The organism is Microcoleus sp. FACHB-831, from assembly GCF_014695585.1.
GTDB lineage: Bacteria > Cyanobacteriota > Cyanobacteriia > Cyanobacteriales > FACHB-T130 > FACHB-831.
This window is the reverse complement of sequence record NZ_JACJON010000013.1, coordinates 1-18,370: the sequence shown is the minus strand read 5'-3', so window position 1 is coordinate 18,370 and position 18,370 is coordinate 1. Positions and strand designations below refer to the sequence as shown.

At 45.7% G+C, this 18,370-nt stretch carries 14 protein-coding genes; 10 read left to right on the top strand and 4 right to left on the bottom strand.

Annotated elements, in window-relative coordinates; all coding sequences use genetic code 11:
• The first annotated feature begins 12 nt into the window (after positions 1-12).
• Positions 13-363 carry a hypothetical protein gene (locus H6F77_RS27325; RefSeq protein WP_199321131.1) on the top strand — a complete coding sequence of 117 codons (351 nt, stop codon included), beginning with the start codon at positions 13-15 and terminating at the stop codon, positions 361-363.
• Here the strand turns inward: H6F77_RS27325 and H6F77_RS01705 are convergent.
• From H6F77_RS01705 to H6F77_RS01695, 3 genes are all read right to left on the bottom strand, one after another.
• Entirely contained in the window at positions 360-539 is a 180-nt protein-coding gene (locus H6F77_RS01705) for a hypothetical protein (RefSeq protein ID WP_190484742.1), read from the bottom strand. The two genes, H6F77_RS27325 and H6F77_RS01705, sit on opposite strands and share 4 nt — an antisense overlap.
• A 367-nt stretch (positions 540-906) precedes the next feature.
• A complete protein-coding gene (ggt, locus tag H6F77_RS01700; protein WP_190484740.1) occupies positions 907-2,664 on the bottom strand; it encodes a gamma-glutamyltransferase in 1,758 nt (585 codons plus the stop codon).
• Between the two features lie 915 nt (positions 2,665-3,579).
• Positions 3,580-7,572 (bottom strand): WD40 domain-containing protein, encoded by a 3,993-nt coding sequence (locus H6F77_RS01695; RefSeq protein ID WP_190484737.1) that lies wholly within the window; start codon positions 7,570-7,572, stop codon positions 3,580-3,582.
• A gap of 353 nt (positions 7,573-7,925) precedes the next feature.
• Here H6F77_RS01695 and H6F77_RS01690 point away from each other — a divergent pair, with 353 nt between their 5' ends.
• The 7 genes from H6F77_RS01690 (at position 7,926) to H6F77_RS01660 (ending at position 14,742) form a co-directional block, all read left to right on the top strand.
• Positions 7,926-9,107 (top strand): BMP family ABC transporter substrate-binding protein, encoded by a 1,182-nt coding sequence (locus tag H6F77_RS01690; protein WP_190484735.1) that lies wholly within the window; start codon positions 7,926-7,928, stop codon positions 9,105-9,107.
• 59 nt (positions 9,108-9,166) lie between these two features.
• Positions 9,167-10,255: an ABC transporter permease gene (locus tag H6F77_RS01685; protein WP_242021830.1), complete on the top strand. Its 1,089-nt coding sequence runs from the start codon at positions 9,167-9,169 to the stop codon at positions 10,253-10,255.
• A gap of 214 nt (positions 10,256-10,469) precedes the next feature.
• Positions 10,470-11,396 carry an ABC transporter permease gene (locus H6F77_RS01680; RefSeq protein ID WP_190484733.1) on the top strand — a complete coding sequence of 309 codons (927 nt, stop codon included), beginning with the start codon at positions 10,470-10,472 and terminating at the stop codon, positions 11,394-11,396.
• A 62-nt stretch (positions 11,397-11,458) separates the two neighbouring features.
• Positions 11,459-11,863: an allophanate hydrolase-related protein gene (locus tag H6F77_RS01675; RefSeq protein WP_190484732.1), complete on the top strand. Its 405-nt coding sequence runs from the start codon at positions 11,459-11,461 to the stop codon at positions 11,861-11,863.
• A 12-nt stretch (positions 11,864-11,875) separates the two neighbouring features.
• On the top strand, positions 11,876-12,610 hold the full coding sequence (gene biuH / locus H6F77_RS01670; RefSeq protein ID WP_190484730.1) for a biuret amidohydrolase: 735 nt from the start codon (positions 11,876-11,878) through the stop codon (positions 12,608-12,610).
• Positions 12,611-12,907: 297 nt separating this feature from the next.
• On the top strand, positions 12,908-14,389 hold the full coding sequence (locus H6F77_RS01665; RefSeq protein WP_242021829.1) for an ABC transporter ATP-binding protein: 1,482 nt from the start codon (positions 12,908-12,910) through the stop codon (positions 14,387-14,389).
• The gene (locus H6F77_RS01660) at positions 14,389-14,742 is read left to right on the top strand and encodes a cupin domain-containing protein (protein ID WP_190484727.1); all 354 of its coding nucleotides are present in this window, start codon (positions 14,389-14,391) and stop codon (positions 14,740-14,742) included. The genes H6F77_RS01665 and H6F77_RS01660 overlap by 1 nt, the downstream gene beginning before the upstream one ends.
• A gap of 6 nt (positions 14,743-14,748) precedes the next feature.
• Here H6F77_RS01660 and H6F77_RS01655 read toward each other — a convergent pair whose 3' ends face one another.
• A complete protein-coding gene (locus H6F77_RS01655; RefSeq protein WP_190484725.1) occupies positions 14,749-14,937 on the bottom strand; it encodes a hypothetical protein in 189 nt (62 codons plus the stop codon).
• Positions 14,938-14,979: 42 nt separating this feature from the next.
• On the opposite strand from H6F77_RS01655, the gene H6F77_RS01650 reads away from it, so the two are divergent.
• On the top strand, positions 14,980-15,657 hold the full coding sequence (locus H6F77_RS01650) for a cysteine hydrolase family protein (RefSeq protein ID WP_190484723.1): 678 nt from the start codon (positions 14,980-14,982) through the stop codon (positions 15,655-15,657).
• A 151-nt stretch (positions 15,658-15,808) separates the two neighbouring features.
• On the top strand, positions 15,809-17,974 hold the full coding sequence (locus H6F77_RS01645) for an iron uptake porin (RefSeq protein WP_242021827.1): 2,166 nt from the start codon (positions 15,809-15,811) through the stop codon (positions 17,972-17,974).
• Positions 17,975-18,370: the final 396 nt, after the last annotated feature.

Genomic DNA, 18,370 nt, shown 5'->3' with positions numbered 1-18,370 from the left:
GGCTATTAAGCAATGTTCAAGGATTGTAAAACTGGAGGATATAATCTCGAAGATTCCCAAGCTTCGCCTGCTCGATTAATTAATTTAATACTTTTAATAGCTTTAGCAATGACGAGCGCATGGTTGCAAGGCAAAAGAACTCAACTACAGGGACAACATCAATATGTTTGTCGTCAAAAAGAAAAAGATAGAACCCGACGAAGACATAGTAGCTTTTGGATTGGTTTATATGGAGAAACTTGGTTAGTTGCTTTCCAGTCCTGTCAGTTATGGGTAGAGGAAATGCTCAGTCTTATTGCCAATAAAAAGTCATTTTATCAACGAGGTTTGAGAGCTATAAACCTTATAGAACAGCCGCTCTAGCGGCTTGGTCGCCCCCTGAACTGTTTAGCAATGACACCAGCATCGGGTTCCAGTTGTGCTTGAAGTTTATAAACCCGTTGGGAGTCCTCAGCCTCAGAACAGGAATTAGCCTCAGATTCAGAGAAAAATGGCGCTATCTGAATCTGTGTTAAATTGTGATATCCCTTTTCTGTCACTCTCCGGAGAAGCAATCGCCAGAAGCCTTGTCAACCAATCAATACAAGCTATCCTATTAGAAAAACTTGGCGGCTGTATTTGTTGTTAGAAAAAAATCTGGCGATCGCTTCGTATACAAAGGCTCTAGAGTTCAGAAATGGCAAATGTTTTCGGAGAGTGACATAAGAGGGATAGGAGCTATTTGGTATTTTATCCATGAATATAACGGTAGTTTATCTAGAGAATGAAAAACTTGATTAGCATTACTATGCAGGACTACCCCCTAGCGCGATCGCGCTAGGAAGCCAAAGGTTTAAACGCACACGTTCGCCGCACTTATATTAATCTGCTGGCAAACAAGCGTCTCTGCCCTTTGGGCATAATTCCTTAATACCCTACAGCAGCCCCATCTCCGCGTGGATCGGCACCACCAAATTTAATATTAGTTGCTGGCTCGATAAGAATTGCACCTGCGTGTCCCATTGTATCCGTATAACCCTCCATTACCTTGACTGGATGGCCTCTTTCAATTAATTTTTTGATTACAGCGGGCGGCACTCGCCCTTCAATTTTGAGGTCATTAGATGAGGCTCCCCAAGTACGACCTTGCAGCCAGCGCGGTGCTTCAATCGCATCTTGGACACTAAATCCGAAGTCTACAATCCGAGTTACAAGGGCAGCTTGGGTTTGTGGCTGTCCTTCTCCCCCCATTGTTCCGTAGACCAAATAGGGTTTCCCATCCTGAAATAGCATTGCCGGATTCAAAGTATGAAAGGTTCGCTTGCGGGGTTCTAAATGGTTAACGTGCTTTGGATCTAGAGAAAAGAAACTCCCTCGATTTTGTAGCAGAACTCCCGTATTTGCAGCAACAATTCCCGAGCCATAGTCATGGTATATGCTTTGAATTAAAGATACAGCATTGCCATCTTTATCAACCACTCCCAGCCAGACAGTATCTCCTTTTGGGTCGAGTAGTTTAGCTTCTTTAACAGCAACTCTCATATTGATGCGTGCCGCTAAATCGCTACCATGCTCTTTGGACAGAAGCGTATTCAAAGGAATATTAACGAAGGCTGGGTCGCTGAGATACTTATCTCTGTCCGCGAAAGCGAGTTTTGTTGCTTCTACTAACGTATGGTAGTAATCTACTGTTCCTTCCCCCATCTTCTTCAAGTCAAAATTGTTGAGGATGTTGAGAATCGACAGAGAAGCCATTCCCTGTGTATTGGGTGGAAAATTGTAGGCTTTGTATTTACGGTAGTCTGCTGAAATCGGCTTAACCCAATCAGCCGTGTGTGAGGCAAAGTCTTCTAGAGTTAGAATACCTCCGTTAGCTTCTAAGTCTTTGATGATATTTTCAGCGATTTCACCCTTGTAAAATTCAGCAGCCCCTTTTTCAGAAATTGCCTTCAGGGTTTTAGCAAGCTGTGGCTGTTTAAAGACTTCACCAGCTTTGTAAGACTCACCATTTGACTTGAGATAGGTCTGCTTGAAGCCTTGGAAGCGTTGAATATTGCGGAATTCTTTGTCCTTCTCATCAATATTCGTTTTAGTCCAATACTCCTGACTAGGAGTTACGGGAAAGCCATTTTCTCCATAGCTAACGGCAGAATCAAGCAGCTTACTCCAAGGTAGATTATTACCCATAGTTTGTTGAGCATATTTATAGGCTTCTCCCCAACCAGAAATCGCTCCAGGTACGGTATTTGCTGCCAAATAACCTCTAGAGGGAATTTTTGTATAACCTTTAGCTTTATAAAAGTCAATTGTTGCCTTTTCACCGGCTCTACCGCTGGCATTTAAGGCTTTCAATTCGCGAGTTTTAGAATTATAAATTAACCAAAAATTATCTCCTCCAATACTATTCATATGCGGGTAAACTACTGCCAATGTTGATGCAGCCGCAATCGCAGCATCTACAGCATTTCCACCCTGCCTGAGTATGTCTAAAGCGGCTTGAGAAGCTAAGTAGTGAGGTGTCGTTACCATGCCATTCATAGACATAGTAGTTGGTCGATTAGCAGCGTTCGCTACATTAATTTTTGTAAAACTTAATACAGTTACTAAAGCAGGAGCAAAAATGGTTGAAAAACTGAATGCACCTGTCAATGCAATAATCGTCACTTTTTTCTTAGTCAGATACATACAGAAGCCCCTTTAGCCATATTCTATCCGTCTATGGCTCACATTATTAAGGCATTTCGTTATAAAATTAGTAGTGAAATTTACAACTGTAGGCAATATACCGTTTTTAATTTACCACCCACACCATCGGGCTGTAACAAGTTTTAATCATCGAAATGTCTGAAAACTCGCAGTTTGAAGGGATCCGGCATCACTAGCAGCTCTTGTAGTAGCGTGTCTAAGCATAAATTAAGTTATTAAATATTTAGCTACCAGCCTTGTGAGTAAAGCAAACAAATACAAAGTGTATTTGAGTGAATAGCAAGGTCAAAACTTTAAATAAATTAGCCTTAATAGTAAAGCTCCAGGCAAAAAAATTCTACCTACTCATTAGTACACCGGGGTTTAGCTTATCAAGGATTAAAGCAACTGGAACAAGGAAGAAAAGATTTTGAGGAACCCATTCAAATTCAATCTCAAAGGTATCGAAGTTGGGGTGGTAAAAGCATTGGTTATATGAATAAAAACGATATGAAGAAGCAAGCCGGTTTTCATTAGGGTTTAAAGTATGGCAGCTAAATTTCAGCAATAGCTGCTAACTAAATTACTTAACCTTTTTAAAGTATCAGTTAAAGCTTATCAATGCTATCAAGGCATTAAAAGTAATCCCCAAAATGCTTGCTTCTGGGATACTGGGAAGAAAATCAGCGTGTAGCCTACCCCATGGCTCCCGAATCCATCATTCAACTCACAAATAATCTAAAATCTCTTTTCAATACAAAATTAGATACGCTTACCCTGGTTACTACAAACAATCTTCCACCAACGTTCAACATCAGGATTCTGCACTCGAATTTCATATTACTTCATCGTCGGCATTCCTTATAGCTATTGGGCTTGAGCCTTCCGTTGCCCTCTTTTGTCAGTCAACTAGGTTCAGTCCATGCAATCAACCGCCCCTAGCATCTTCAATGTGGATTTCTGAGCGGCTGTCAAACCAGCCACATCAGTAATATTCATCCGTTCATAGGGTCTAGGAATCCGTATTGTTTTGATACATACATCCATATAATTTTGAGAGTTTTGAGGTTGTCTTCTGCCAATTGTCCTTTTGTGCGGTGTCAACCAAAGCTGATACTTACTCTCTGTTGGCATCATCCAAAGGGGAACTTGAAGAATCGGGTTTTCGGAAGAGATAGACGTACTCATCCAAGTGGTGTGGTACGCCCTAGGCGTAACTGAGGTTGAGGAGTGAGACAAGGATATCCCAGAAGAGTCCGGCTTGACCTTCCATAGCTTAATCGTTTCATCTTGACTACAGCTTGCCAGAATTTTGGCATCAGGACTGTAAGCGAGGAACCGCACCCATTTATCATGCCCGTGCAAAATTTGGCAGTTTGGCAAAGACGAGATATTCCAAAGTTTTACTAACCCATCCACACCGCTACTGGCAAAGGTTTGCTCCTCGGGGTCGAAAGCAACTGACAACACTGGCCCTGCGTGCGCCTGTAATGTGTAGTAACATTCTCCGGTGTTGGTCTGCCAAAGCTTAATCGTGCCATCTGCACTACCACTAACCAGAATTTGTCGATCGGGACTAATGGCACAAGCGCGTATCCAACTCCTATGCCCCTGCAAGGTGTTGATACAGTAACCTGTCTCCACATCCCATAGCTTGATTGTTTGGTCTTGGCTACCACTGGCGAGGAGCTTCCCATCCGGACTCAAGCTAATCGACCAGATGCCACCGCGATGTCCTTGCAAGGTTTTACGGCATTCACCTGTACAAATATCCCAAACTTTGATCGTGCCGTCGAGACTCCCACTCAAAAGGGTTTGGCCATCAGGACTAAAGAGGACGGAAAAAACCGCGTCCTTATGTCCTATCAGCGTTTTCAGACGTTGCCCGCTTAGAATATCCCATAATTGGATCGTTTGATCTTCACTGCCACTGGCAAGAAGTTGACTATTGGGGCTAAATGTTACAGACCAAATCCAACTGCTGTGTGCAAAGAATTCTCTAATACATTTCCCTGTCTTGCTATTCCAAAACCTAATTACACCATCTTGACTCCCACTCGCGAGAGTAGTCCCTTGAGGACTGAACGCGACCGACCACACTCCATTACTATGTCCTTGTATGGTTTTTAGACAGAGGTTAGTACGCGTCTCCCATAACCGCACGGATTGGTCTTCACTGCCACTGGCTAATAAATAATCAGACGCGCCTAAAGTCGCTACCGCTTTGCTAACAGGGCTAAAGGCGACCGATGAAACCCAACTCGTATGCCCAAGAAGCACTCTCAGGCATTCACCCGTATGCTGGTTCCAAAGACGGATAGAATGGTCATCACTACCACTGGCGAGGGTTTTTCCATCCGGACTAAAGGCAACGCTTCGGATTGGCTGGGAGTGTCCGCGTAAAGATTTGAGGCATTTCCCACTGCTAGCCTCCCACAATTTTACGGTGCGATCGCTGCTGCTACTGGCGAGGGTTTTCCCATCCGGACTGAAAGCGACTGACCAAACTCGGTCGCTGTGTTCCTCTAGAATCCTCAAACATTCACCCTGATGAATGTCCCACAATCTTACCGTACCGTCATAACTGCCGCTGGCAAGGAGGTATTCCGATTTTGGATTTTGGATTTTGGATTTTGGATTTGGAGAGAAAAGATTTTTCTGTGTTCTTCTTGCAGAGTATTGCGGAGCAAAGGCAACAGAGCGAACTTCGTCCGTGTGTCCTGGCAAAATCTGGAAAAGTTGACCCGTTTTAATATCCCAAACCCTTACCCAACGGTCTTCGCTGCCACTGGCGAGGAGACGACCATCGGGACTAAAGGCTAGGGAAAATACGCGATCACTATATCCTTGGAACTGCTTGATGCATTCCCCAGTTTGCACATCCCAAAGGTTAACCGTTCGGTTAGCACTGCTAGCGAGAAAACGACCATCAGGACTAAACGCAACAGACCAAACCCAGCCTTCATCTACTTTGCAATTTAACAGTTGTTTGCCCGTCTCAACTTGCCACACATGAATTTCATGATTCACATCCCCAGTTGCCAATAGCTGACCATTGGGACTAAAGGCAACCGATAAGATTTGACTAAGCGTATCTGTAAATACTGACTTCGCTAGATTCGCGTGAGCAAAATTAACCTGATGAAGATTGACTCGCTCCAGGTAAGCTTGCCAAACCGTAAGATAGGAAAAATCCCAACCGCTTAGATCGGAGGAAAGTTGGCAAAGAAGGTTCAAAACATTCCCGCCAATATAGCCTGTTTCCTGGGACGATTTGCTTCGCACTTCTGAGAGAATTTGCCGGAATTGGTCTTCCAGTTGCTCCTTACTGCTGGAATTGAGTAACTTGTCTGCAACGGGTTTGAGAATGAGACGAATTTGGGTTTCTCGAATATAGTCTTTGGTTTGAGCTTTCATCAGCGGATGAGTTTTGAACAGGCAAAGCCCCGATTCCTGTATGGGCAACCCATGCGTCGCTCCTACAAATCTCCTAAGTTCTGAACAAACCCGTTCAATCAATCGGTCAGTCATATACTCCATGACGACAGGTTGTAGGGTGAAACAATTTCGGTTCTGTTCAATTAGGGTAGGTGTAGCCTTATCGAGCAAACAGCGCCTTTCTAAAGACGATAATGCTTCGAGTAAATTGGCGAGTGATACTTGAGGGACAAAATCTGATCGTAATTCTGACAACCTTACAGGTTCTCGGTTAATTGCCAACCAATACATCACCTGTTGCTCTAAATTCGATAAGCGCTCGATTTGGTGGGCTAATAAATCTCGAACATCTCCAAAAACTAAAGTACCCTGTTGCAAACATTCGAGGAAATTGGCGATACTGCCCTCAAAGAAATCCTTGATTGCACAAGCGACCATTTTCAAAGCGAGAGGATTACCTGCATAATGTTCAACTAACACCCTCCATTCCTCAACTGAACCAGCAAAATCGCCCTTGACGCTGAAAATATTCTGTACGGCACTCTTGCACAACCCAGTTAATCGCATTGAGCGAATGGGTAAAGAATTCCCTTCGAGCGCAGCAATTTCTTTAGGTTTTTCTCGACTGGTCAGCATCAGAGTACTTTGATGGTCAGTTTCCCCCAAACATTTCAATAACTGACCATAGCCTTCATACCCAGCTAGATAACTTCCACTGCGATCGCCAGGTTGCATGATAGTCTCGACATTATCAAAGACGAGCAAACAACGATGTTGACGTAAGCAGTCCAACAAATACAAAATACGACCATTGAGAGTATCGGGTAGTGTCGTATCCTGTTTGATTGCTAAGAATTGAATTAAATCTGCTAGGAGTTCCTGAAGGGGTGGCGCATTGCGAAGACTGCGCCAAATGACACACTCAAACTCATCCTGAATTTGTTTGGCTAACTTCACAGATAAAGAGGTTTTGCCAATGCCACCCATACCAAACAAACCAATCAGTCGGCAGTCATCTTGAATAATCCACTGTTCCAGGGTTACCAGTTCTTCACGCCGTCCGTAAAACACGCATACATCTGGAGCATCTCCCCAATCCCTGCGATTTTGGATTTTAGATTTTGGATTTTGGATTAGGTGTTGTTGGTTTTTGGTTATTCTTAACCCCTGTAAGGGAGAGTCAGGATTCGCCCCTACGACTCTTAACTCCTGACCTTTTTCCCTCGCTTTTCGCTGCAAAACCAGTTGAACATTACTTTTAGTGACCTTTTCTCCAAATGCTTTGGAGAGTAATTGCCATAACTGGGAACCCGTCTGCTTAACATAACCCAACTCATAGCCAGAGGTTTTCGCGATCGCTTGATAAGACTGCTCTTCCCAAGCATGACGAAATACCGTCAGTTGCAGTTTGCTTAAACGGTCTTCACTTAAAGCTTGCTCAACAATTGTCAGTGCTTGTTCAGGATTCATGGCTCAAAAAGCCCAGTTAAACGATCTGGCAGCAGATAAACACATCACGATTTCGTTTCACTCACTTCTTAACACCAACCAACACAAGCCAAAACCCTATGCTGAAAAGGTTTCTGTAATGGGTAGGATCGGATACTACAGTTTTTTAAATTTGTCCACTGTCAATTTAGTGACATTCTGCGAACTTTCCTCGCACCTTTTTCGCACCTTTTAGAACCCTAGAACTGCTTCCATCCTGTTAATCTCTGTTTAACGCAAGAACTGACCGAAACCACAGTCAAGCGTTAGTGAGGAGGGCAAAAATGGCGATGCCGCTACACCTCTACATCCTTTCGCAAGGGGAATCATAACGAGTGAGTATTAGTAAGTCTTTTCACTTATCCCGTCGTCAAGTTGTTCGTGGACTTTTAGCCACCACAGCCTTTGGGGTGGCCTCGAAATTTGGGACGGGTTGCAGTTCATCAACCGGAAGTCAAGCCAGTTCGGGTGGCGCAGGTAAGCCGATTGTGATGGGATTCATTTACGTGGGACCCAAAGATGATTATGGCTATAACCAAGCCCACGCCGAGGGGAAAGCTGGGGTTTCCAAATTAACCTGGGTCAAAAGCGTAGAGCAAGCCAATGTTCCGGAAACGACAGACGTACAAGAAGCGATGCGGAACATGATCGAACAAGATGGAGCTACGGTTATATTTCCCACCTCTTTCGGCTACTTTGACCCCCATGTCCTAAAACTTGCCCAAGAATACCCGGAGGTTCAATTTGTCCACTGCGGTGGGCTGTATCAAGAAGGGAAACACCCGAAAAATGTTGGTAGTTACTTTGGTTTCATTGATGAGGCTGAGTATCTAGCTGGCATTGTTGCCGCCAAAGCTTCCAAGAGTAGCAAATTAGGGTTCATTGCTGCCAAACCCATTCCCCAGGTACTCCGTAATATCAACAGCTTTACTTTGGGGGCACGCAGCGTTAACCCAAAAGTTTCTACTCAGGTCATCTTCACAGGAGATTGGTCGTTGCCTGTTAAAGAGGCAGAAGCGGCTAATAGTATGGCTGACCAAGGGGTCGATGTAATCACCTGTCATGTAGACAGTCCCAAAGTGATTGTTGAAACCGCTGAAAAACGCGGCATTTCTACGACTGGCTACCACGCCAATCAAGCCGTGCTAGCACCTAAAGGATATCTTACGGGTGCAGAGTGGGATTGGACGAATGTTTATTCTAAATATGCGGAAATGATTCGCGCTGGCAAAACCTTGATGAATGGAGGCATTCCACACTTAGTTCGTGGGGGTTTTAAGGAGGGATTTTTGAAGTTGTCCGCCTATGGGCCAGCCGTCAATGATGAGACGAAAAAACTGGCTGATGCAGCGAAAGCCAAGTTTATAGACGGCAGCATGGTGGTTTACAAAGGGGGACTGCAAGATAACGCAGGCAAAGTCATTATTCCAGTTGGCAAGGATTTAAAACAGCAGGATAGCGAACTAGAAAAGATGAATTGGTTGGTTGCAGGCGTAGTTGGAAAAGTGGGTAGTTAGTCATTAGTCATGGATCATTCGTTTGTTGTCCATAACTATGCTCATAGAGTCACAAGTTTATGATGTTTAATAGTTCTAGGTGGCGTAAAACATTAGAATCGATTTGCATCCCGATCGCCGCTCTCCTTTTTTCCTTGATACTCTTTGGAATTTTCTGTGCTTTGGCGGGGGCAAATCCCTTTGCGGTTTATGCTTCGATTTATAAGGCCGCGTTTGGCAATTGGCGATCGTTTCAGAACACGCTGATTCGGGCAGCTCCCTTGATGTTAACGGCTTTATGTACAGCACTCCCTGCCCGCTTGGGTTTGATCATCATTGGTAACGAGGGTGCACTGGTTGTGGGTGGCATCGGGGCTGTAGCGGCAGGATTAGCTCTGCAAGGCGCACCCCCTACCGTTGTGCAAATCGGGATGGCACTGGCAGGAATCATCTGTGGTGGTGTGTGGATTGGCGCAGTAGGAGCGTTACGTCATTACCGGGGCGTGAACGAAACCATTAGTAGTTTGTTGTTGAATTATATTGCGATCGCGCTGCTGAACCATCTGGTGAGCGGACCGATGAAAGACCCCACGTCTCTCAATAAGCCCTCCACCTACCCCATTCCTGATGTTGATATGCTGGGGAAAATTCCCGGTACCCGCGTTCACTACGGTTTGATTTATGGGTTGATTGCCTGTGTGATTGCCTACTTCCTGATCCAGCGCACAACCTTTGGCTTCGCCGCACGTACCGCTGGGGGCAATATTCGAGCCGCTCGAATTGCTGGACTTCCTGTCGGTAAGCTAACCATGGCAATTTGTTTCCTTGCTGGCTCTTGTGCGGGATTAGCAGGCATGGTGGAAGTTGCCGCCGTGCAGGGTCGAGCCAATGAATCTCTCAATGCTAACTATGGCTACAGCGGTATTTTAGTGGCGTTTATTGCCCGACATAACCCGCTTGCTGCCACCCTAGTTGCAGTTTTAGTCGGCGGTATCCTTGCCAGTGGCGGTATCTTGCAGCGGGTGCACAACCTACCAGATGCCACTGTTCTCGTGTTTCAAGGGTTGGTTTTCTTAGTCGTTATGTATAGTGAATCGCTCTACGGACGTTTTCCCATCTTCAAAGAGCGGTCAGAAGTTATTGGCTCTCCAGCAACAGCAACCGTCTAAATGGGTTGAACGTTGGAATGTTGAACGTTGAAAAGTTCTAACTAGTAATACCAATTGGGTTTGAGTTCGATACTTATTTTCTAATTGCTCCTCCCAAAACATCGGGGGGCTGGGGGGATTCCAAATGTGACATTGGAAAAGCCAATTGGTATAGCTTGCTAACCTTCAACCTGCAAAACTGCAACTATATTCACAGACAAAAAGGAGGAATTTAATGGCAACAGAAGCATTGGGCTGGTTGGGAGTTCCTTTAGCGATCGCAGCAGGAACTATGCGCGGGGGTACGCCGTTTCTGTTTGTCAGCTTGGGAGAATGCCTGACGGAAAAAAGCGGCAAAATCAACTTGGGATTGGAAGGAACGTTGCTCATGGGAGCCATGACTGCCTATGCAGTTTCTTACCTGACGGGTTCGCCTTGGTTGGGGGTGATCGCGGCTGGATTGTCTGGGATGGTTTTGGGTTTCATTCATGCTTGGCTCACTCAGCAACCCAGAGTTAACGATGTTGCTGTTGGCATTGCCATGATTATCTTTGGAAGTGGTCTTGCCTTTTTCTTAGGGAAGCCCTTTATCCAACCCAAAGCCCCAGCATTACCGACCTTAGATTTGGGGGGTTGGAGTAGTCTCCCGGCGCTACAATCTGCTTTGAAAATCAGTCCACTTTTCCTACTCGGTGTTGCCCTTGCACCGTTAATGATGTGGTTTTTCAAATCAACTCGTTGGGGTCTGTTTATCCGTGCCGTTGGTGATAGCCCCGATGCGGCTAGAGCGATGGGAGTTTCTATCAAAAAAGTGCGGATGCTGTGCATTATTGGCGGAAGCTTTTTAGCTGGAATTGGGGGTGCTTCCCTATCTCTCTACTATCCCGGTATCTGGAGCGAACGTATCTCCAGTGGTCAAGGACTGATGGCTGTTGCCCTCGTAATTTTCGCCCACTGGCAACCGATGCAGTGTCTGTATGCCTCCTTATTATTTGGTGGAGCACAATCACTTGGTCCCGCGTTGCAATCTGTGGGTATCACTCAGGGTTATTACCTATTTAATGCTGCGCCCTATGTTTTAACACTGTTAATCATGATTATTACCTGCTCTCCTAAACGCACTGTAAGCGGCGCACCAGGGGCTTTGGGGGCTAGTAATTAAATTCAAAATTTAAACAAAATTTTGAATTCACAGTGGTGTACTACTAGAAATTAACAATTTCGATGCCAGAAACTTTAAATCTTGCAGTGAATGGGACGTTGATGCGAGGCTTGGAACTAAACGGCAATCTGTTAATAGTTGGAGCAACATTTGTACGAGAAGCGACGACAGAACCCATCTATCGCTTGTGGTCGATTAATGACCGCTATCCAGCCATGTTGCGAGTTCGAGAAGGGGGAGTTGCGATCGCCGTTGAAGTTTGGGCAGTCCCTACCGCGAGTCTTGGCACAATTTTGCTACAAGAACCAGCCGGATTGTGCATCGGTAAAGTCCGTCTTAGTGATGGTGAAGTCGTTCTGGGAGTTTTAGGCGAACCCATTTGCTGCGAAAACAAGTCCGAAATTACTCAATGGGGCGGTTGGCGTGCCTACATGGAAGCGCTGAACAACCGCGTATCCAGTACTTAGGGAGGTTAAAACATGGGACATTTTGTTGATGCTGACCCCTATCCCTATCCTTATAACGGGGATTTGCGTCCAGAAAATACGGTGCTGCTGATTATCGATATGCAAATTGATTTCTGTGGTATTGGTGGCTATGTGGACAAGATGGGATATGACTTATCTTTAACTCGTGCTCCGATTGAACCCATTCGCAAAGTCCTGGCAGCAGCACGGGAGAAGGGATTCCATGTGATGCATACCCGTGAGGGACATCGCCCCGATTTATCTGATTTACCAGAAAATAAGCAATGGCGATCGCGTCAGCTTGGAGCAGGGATTGGCGACCCCGGCCCTTGTGGCAAGATTTTGGTACGAGGTGAGCGAGGGTGGGAAATTATCCCGGAACTCGCTCCCCTACCTGGAGAAGCCATTATCGATAAGCCCGGAAAAGGGTCATTTTATGCTACAGACCTCGATTTGTTGCTCAAACGCAAGGGTATTCAGAACATCATCCTGACTGGGGTGACTACGGATGTCTGCGTTCATACGACCATGCGGGATGCGAATGACCGAGGGTATGAGTGTTTGATGCTATCTGATTGTACGGCGGCAACGGATTATGGCAATTACTTGGCGGCACTGAAGATGATCAAAATGCAAGGGGGGGTGTTTGGCGCTGTTGCTGATTCTGCGGCGTTTATTGAAGCGATTCAAGGGGAGAGTATGGAATCCAACCAACAGAAGGTCGAGTGTTCTGTTTCGTCTCTTTAGCAAGGTCTTTTTTTAACCAACCACAGAGGCACGGAGGGCACAGAGGAGGTAATACAAATTTATGAAATGCTTGCTACAAATACTATTCTTGCTCCCCCCTTAATAAGCCGGAGCTTTAGTGAGGAGGTTGGGGGGGTCAATGTGTAGCGCACTAAAAGTGAAATGGTGTAAGAGGGAGAATTTATCTTCTTTTCTGTAATTTCTGATTTCTAATTCCTGACTCCTAATTTTATGAGTACTGCAACAGCAAGAACTACTGTCGAGCTAACGAAGCCACCTGAACTGGAGGTGGTAAAGATGACTAAGCAATTTGGTACTTTTACGGCTCTGGATAATGTTTCACTGCATCTGAAACCGGGAACGTTTCATGCTTTGCTGGGTGAGAATGGAGCGGGTAAAAGTACTCTGGTTAAGTGCATCATGGGTTTCCATACACCCACTTCTGGCGAAGTTCTGATTGATAAACAAACTCGGAATATTGAAAGTCCCCGTGATGCTCATAAGTACGGTATCGGCATGGTTTACCAGCACTTTACTTCGGTGCCTGCTATGACTGTTGCTGAAAATTTGGTGCTTTCTCAGTTTGAGAGTCCCAATTTAATTAATTGGAAAGAGGAGTATGTTCGCTTACGAGCCTTCATGCAAACTGCGCCTTTTCAAGTTCCACTGGACATCCCCATTGCTCAATTAGCGGCTGGACAGAAGCAGAAGCTAGAAATACTCAAGCAGATCTATCTTAAAGTCCGCATTCTAATATTAGATGAACCTACATCTGTGCTAACTCCTCAAGAAGCGGATGAAGTCTTAGGATTACTGCGTGAGGAAGTTACGGCGGGAAAGTTAAGTGTATTAATCATTAGCCACAAATTCCGCGAAGTGATGGCATTTTGCGATGAAATTACTGTATTGCGTAAGGGCAAGTTTGCAGGTCACGGATTGGTAAAAAATCTCACTGTCTCAGACATGGCTGAGATGATGATGGGTGAGAGGCGCGAACCGCAACGGGTGGAAAAAACAGCACTTCTCAACCCCAAACCCGTGCTTCAGGTGCAGAACCTTCACGCTGACAAAGAGAATGGCGTTGAAGCCATTAATGATATAAACCTGACGGTAAACAGTGGCGAAATTGTAGGAATTGCTGGGATTTCCGGCAATGGACAGAGGGAACTGGTGGAAGTCTTAGCCGGACAACGTCCTGCTACGTCTGGGCAAGTGTGGGTTAATGGAGAAGTTTATACCGCAACACGAGCCGAGATGTATCGGCATCAAGTTTTCTCGCTACCGGAAGAACCCCTCCGCAATGCCTGCGTACCTCACATGAGTGTGGCAGAAAACCTTGCCTTGCGGACGTTTGACCGTCCTCCCCAAGCGAAAGGGGGCGTGTTACTCGTCTTCAAGGCGATGCGACAGATGGCTCAAGGTTTGATTAACACGTTCAAGATTAAAACGCCCTCACCCGACACACCCATCGGCAATCTTTCTGGGGGAAATGTGCAACGTGCGGTGTTGGCGCGGGAATTATCGGGCGATCGCATTAATCTCCTGATTGCGGCGAATCCCTGCTTTGGTTTGGATTTTGCGGCTGTGGAGTATATTCATGGGTCTATTGTTGAGTCACGAAACCGAGGTGTAGCGGTACTGCTGGTGAGTGAAGACTTGGATGAACTCTTAAAACTGGCTGACCGGATTTTGGTGATGAGTGAAGGGCGCTTTGTTTACGAAAGTGCCATCGCAGATGCTGACTTTGCCACGATTGGTCAACGCATGGCAGGACACTAATGCAACGAGTTTTAATCCTCAAAGACTTACTCGACATCGCTACACGACAGGATGAGCTGTCTTGGGAACCGTTTCATCCTGGAGTTGATATCTATCGACTTTATAAAGATGGCGAGGGAGGGGCAGCCGCGCTACTTCGCTACAAGCCAGGGGCAAGTGTTCCGATGCACGTTCATACGGGTTTTGAACACATCTTTGTCCTGTCGGGTTCACAAACCGATGAGAATGGCGAACACCAAGCTGGAACTCTGGTGATTAACCCACCGAACACTCACCATAACGTGATTAGTCAAGCAGGCTGTATCGTTCTTGCCATTTGGGAAAAACCTGTCTTGCTTCGGAACAAGAGTTGATATCGATCAATCAATGTTGGGTTCAGTAATACCAATTTCCTCAATGCTGACTACAGATACTTTTCTTGCTCCCCCCGCGTTTCTAACGTCCCCCTGAGTAAGGGGAATTAGGGGGGGAGGAGGTCGAAGTGTAGCGTCTGAAAAGGAAATTGGGATAACTCCAACCCAACCTACAACTGAATTCTGGGCGGGCACAGGGGCACCGCCCCTACTCCTGACTCCTACCTATTTTCTCCAATGGTTTTAATCTCTGCTCAACCTTACGATTACGAACTTCCTGCTAATGGAGGGTTAGCGCTGCTGATTATCGATATGCAGCGAGACTTTTTAGAATCAGGGGGCTTTGGTGATGCTTTGGGTAATGATGTGACGCGACTCAGAGCCATTGTCCCGACTCTCAAGCAGTTGTTGGAAGCCTTTCGAGCTGATAAACTTCCAATTTTTCACACCATTGAAGGACATCAACCGGACTTATCCGATTGTCCGCCATCGAAGCGGCATCGGGGACGGGGTGAGTTAAAAATTGGTGATGTTGGCCCGATGGGACGGATTTTAGTCCTCGGTGAATCGGGAAATGCGATTATTCCTGAACTGCAACCCCTCCCGAATGAGACAGTGATTACCAAACCCGGAAAGGGTGCATTCTACAACACCAACCTGGAGTCTCTTCTGCACGAACAGGGAATTACTCACCTACTGGTTACGGGGGTAACGACTGAAGTTTGCGTTCAAACCACTATGCGAGAGGCAAACGACCGAGGATTTGAATGTCTATTAGTTGAAGATGCCACCGAAAGTTACTTTCCAGAATTTAAACAATCCACGCTAGACATGATTGTTGCTCAAGCCGGCATTGTGGGTTGGACGGCATCAACGGCAAACGTTCTCCAAGCGCTGGAAAAGTGGAAGTCTTAGGCTTTATCTCAAACGCTTGATCTTAGAGCTTGTCATTAGATGATGACAACAAGAATAGTGCTTTTGATAACTGGTGCCTAACATTACATCTACCTTATGGCAGATTTGTTAGACTCCTGTCTTTATTTTCAAAAAATAGGTGTGAGGAATAATGATGAAGGATGCAAATACCCAGAAAGCTAGGGTTTCTGCTTCAGCAACGTTCTGGATGTCTCTGTTAGTTTCGAGTGTGATGGTTCACGGTTTACCCTTGCAGGCGAGGGCTAATCAGGTTCCCAGCAAGGAAGCGATCGCAAAAGTACCCCCGTCACCATTTTCATTAGAGACTCCCACTGATGTTCCCTCCTTGGCTGTAACTGACCAAGCCCCCCCTGAAGTTAAGTTCCAGGATAATAGCTCAAGTCCTCTTGGGTGGACTGGAATCGATGTAGAGTCAGGATTTAGTCCTCTTGAGAGGACTTGCTCTATGAGCCAGAGAATTAATTCTCTGGCGGATGAACGGCTAAATGCAGAATGTGAGGTTAATAAAGTCACCTCTATCGCTGAGTTGACATCGCACACCAGAGAAATTAATCCCAATCTAGTCCAAGACACCGTCTCAATACCTCCTCCAACAATATCTCAGGCCAATCCTGTCGAATCATTCGCTGAGATACCGACATTAGAGGTTCCGTCTGTAGCTGAACTCTCTTCAGGGGACGGAGACGGCGATCCGAACACTCCTATGTCACAAGTCAGCAACGTGACGCAACTAAGGGATGTTTCACCCGGAGACTGGGCATTTGAGGCGTTGCGATCGCTGGTTGAACGCTATGGTTGTATTGCTGGCTACCCAGACGGCACCTTCCGGGGTAATCGTTCAAGCAGCCGTTATGAATTTGCAGCAGGTTTAAACGCCTGTCTTCAACAAATTGAGCGCATCATTACAACTGGTGGAGACGGGTTCGTGACTCGCCAGGATTTAGAAACCTTGCAACGACTGACAGAGGATTTTAAAACTGAACTGGCTAGCTTGGGGACACGGGTTGATAAGTTAGACGGTCGTGTGGCCTTTTTAGAAGACCATCAGTTTTCTGCGACGACTAAGCTGAGTGGTCTAGCGTGGTTTGACATGACTGGAGCCACTGCTGGTCGTAATGTCAAAGTGGAGGCAATCAATGCAGCCTCTCCTGATGTTAGATTCGCTGGACGAGGAGCAGATGGTAGACCCTTGGTTCAGGAGGTGGAGAACCCAAACATTACCATGAGTGGTCTAACCTGGTTAACCTTCAACACCTCCTTTACGGGCAAAGATCTATTGGTAACTCAGTTGGCGGCGGGTAATGGCCTATCTCCCGCTAACCAGTTCGCTTCGGCAGGGCTTTTCAATACCTTTGGTACTCCGTTTCTCGATCAGACGGCTGGACCCAATAACGGGTTTGCTGAGGTAGTTATCCATGATTTGTTCTACCAATTTCCTGTTAGTAAACAAGTGCAGTTGGTTGTTGGCCCCCGCGTGAACTGGCATCGTTTTTTTGATAACAACGCCTTTACCTTCTTCCTAACAGGTGGTAGCACTTTCAACTCTAATGGCACTACTGTTCATGACCCAATCGATCGTGGTTCTGGAGTGGTTGCCCTAATTAATCTCAGCAAACAGTTCGATTTGCACGTAGGTTATCTGGGTGAGAATAATGAATTTTTACCGGCTGCTTTTGGATTTAACACTTCATCTAACCCAAGTAAGGGCTTATTTAGTGGTACCAACACCATCACGGCTGAGTTAACTTACAAACCGAGTTCAACAGCGAATATCAGACTGATCTATTCTCATAACACCCTCGATAACAATGGTGGCGTGGTGAGCGCAGAACCCATTTATGGGGTGGCGGATGATGGTCAAGGGGGGCGAATTAAACCTGCCACGGTGAATGCTTTTGGAGTCAACTTTGACTGGCTAATTACTTCCAAATTTGGTATCTTCGGGCGTTATTCCTATGCCAGCACAGAGATCGATCCATCCACACCTGGGCGAGCGGGAGGTAACATTAATTCTCAATCGTTCCAGTTTGGGCTAGGCTTCCCTGATTTAGGTAAGCAGGGGGCACTGGCAACCCTATCATTTTTAGTGCCTTTTGATGTTTTAAGTGGTCGTCGGTTCTTGGTTGCTGGCGGTGGAGATGGTGGTACTCAGTACGAATTTGAGCTTACTTACCACTACCCTATAACCAATAATATTGCGCTCGTTCCGGCCTTTTATCTGATTGGGAATGCGAACAATTTCGACAGTAATCCAACCATTTACGTGGGGAATTTACGCACTCAATTTAGTTTCTGATTACTAATCATATTGATTGTAATGTTTTTCTAAATGCTTGATACACATCCAGGAATTAGTATTAGCTATAAAAAGCAACTTGAAGCAATACTTCTTGGTTAATAAAAACAGGGGATTGGATTTTGCGATCGCAAAATCCAATCCATTGTTCAATCTTTTTTAAATTGTTTATAGCACTTGTCATACTTAGAGTTTTGTGTACTCTAGTGTACTCTAGGTTAATTAACGGGACTTAAACGAAAATCGAAAAGCAATAAGAGTATAATCCAGGCAGGGCAGATATCAATACTTCTCGGTTAAGCTCTAAGCAGTGTTGAGAATGGAGAAGTTAAGATGTTCACATTGAGTTCCAGTTCCCCTATGAAATGGCTTTTTAGACGGGAACTTTGAGCGAGA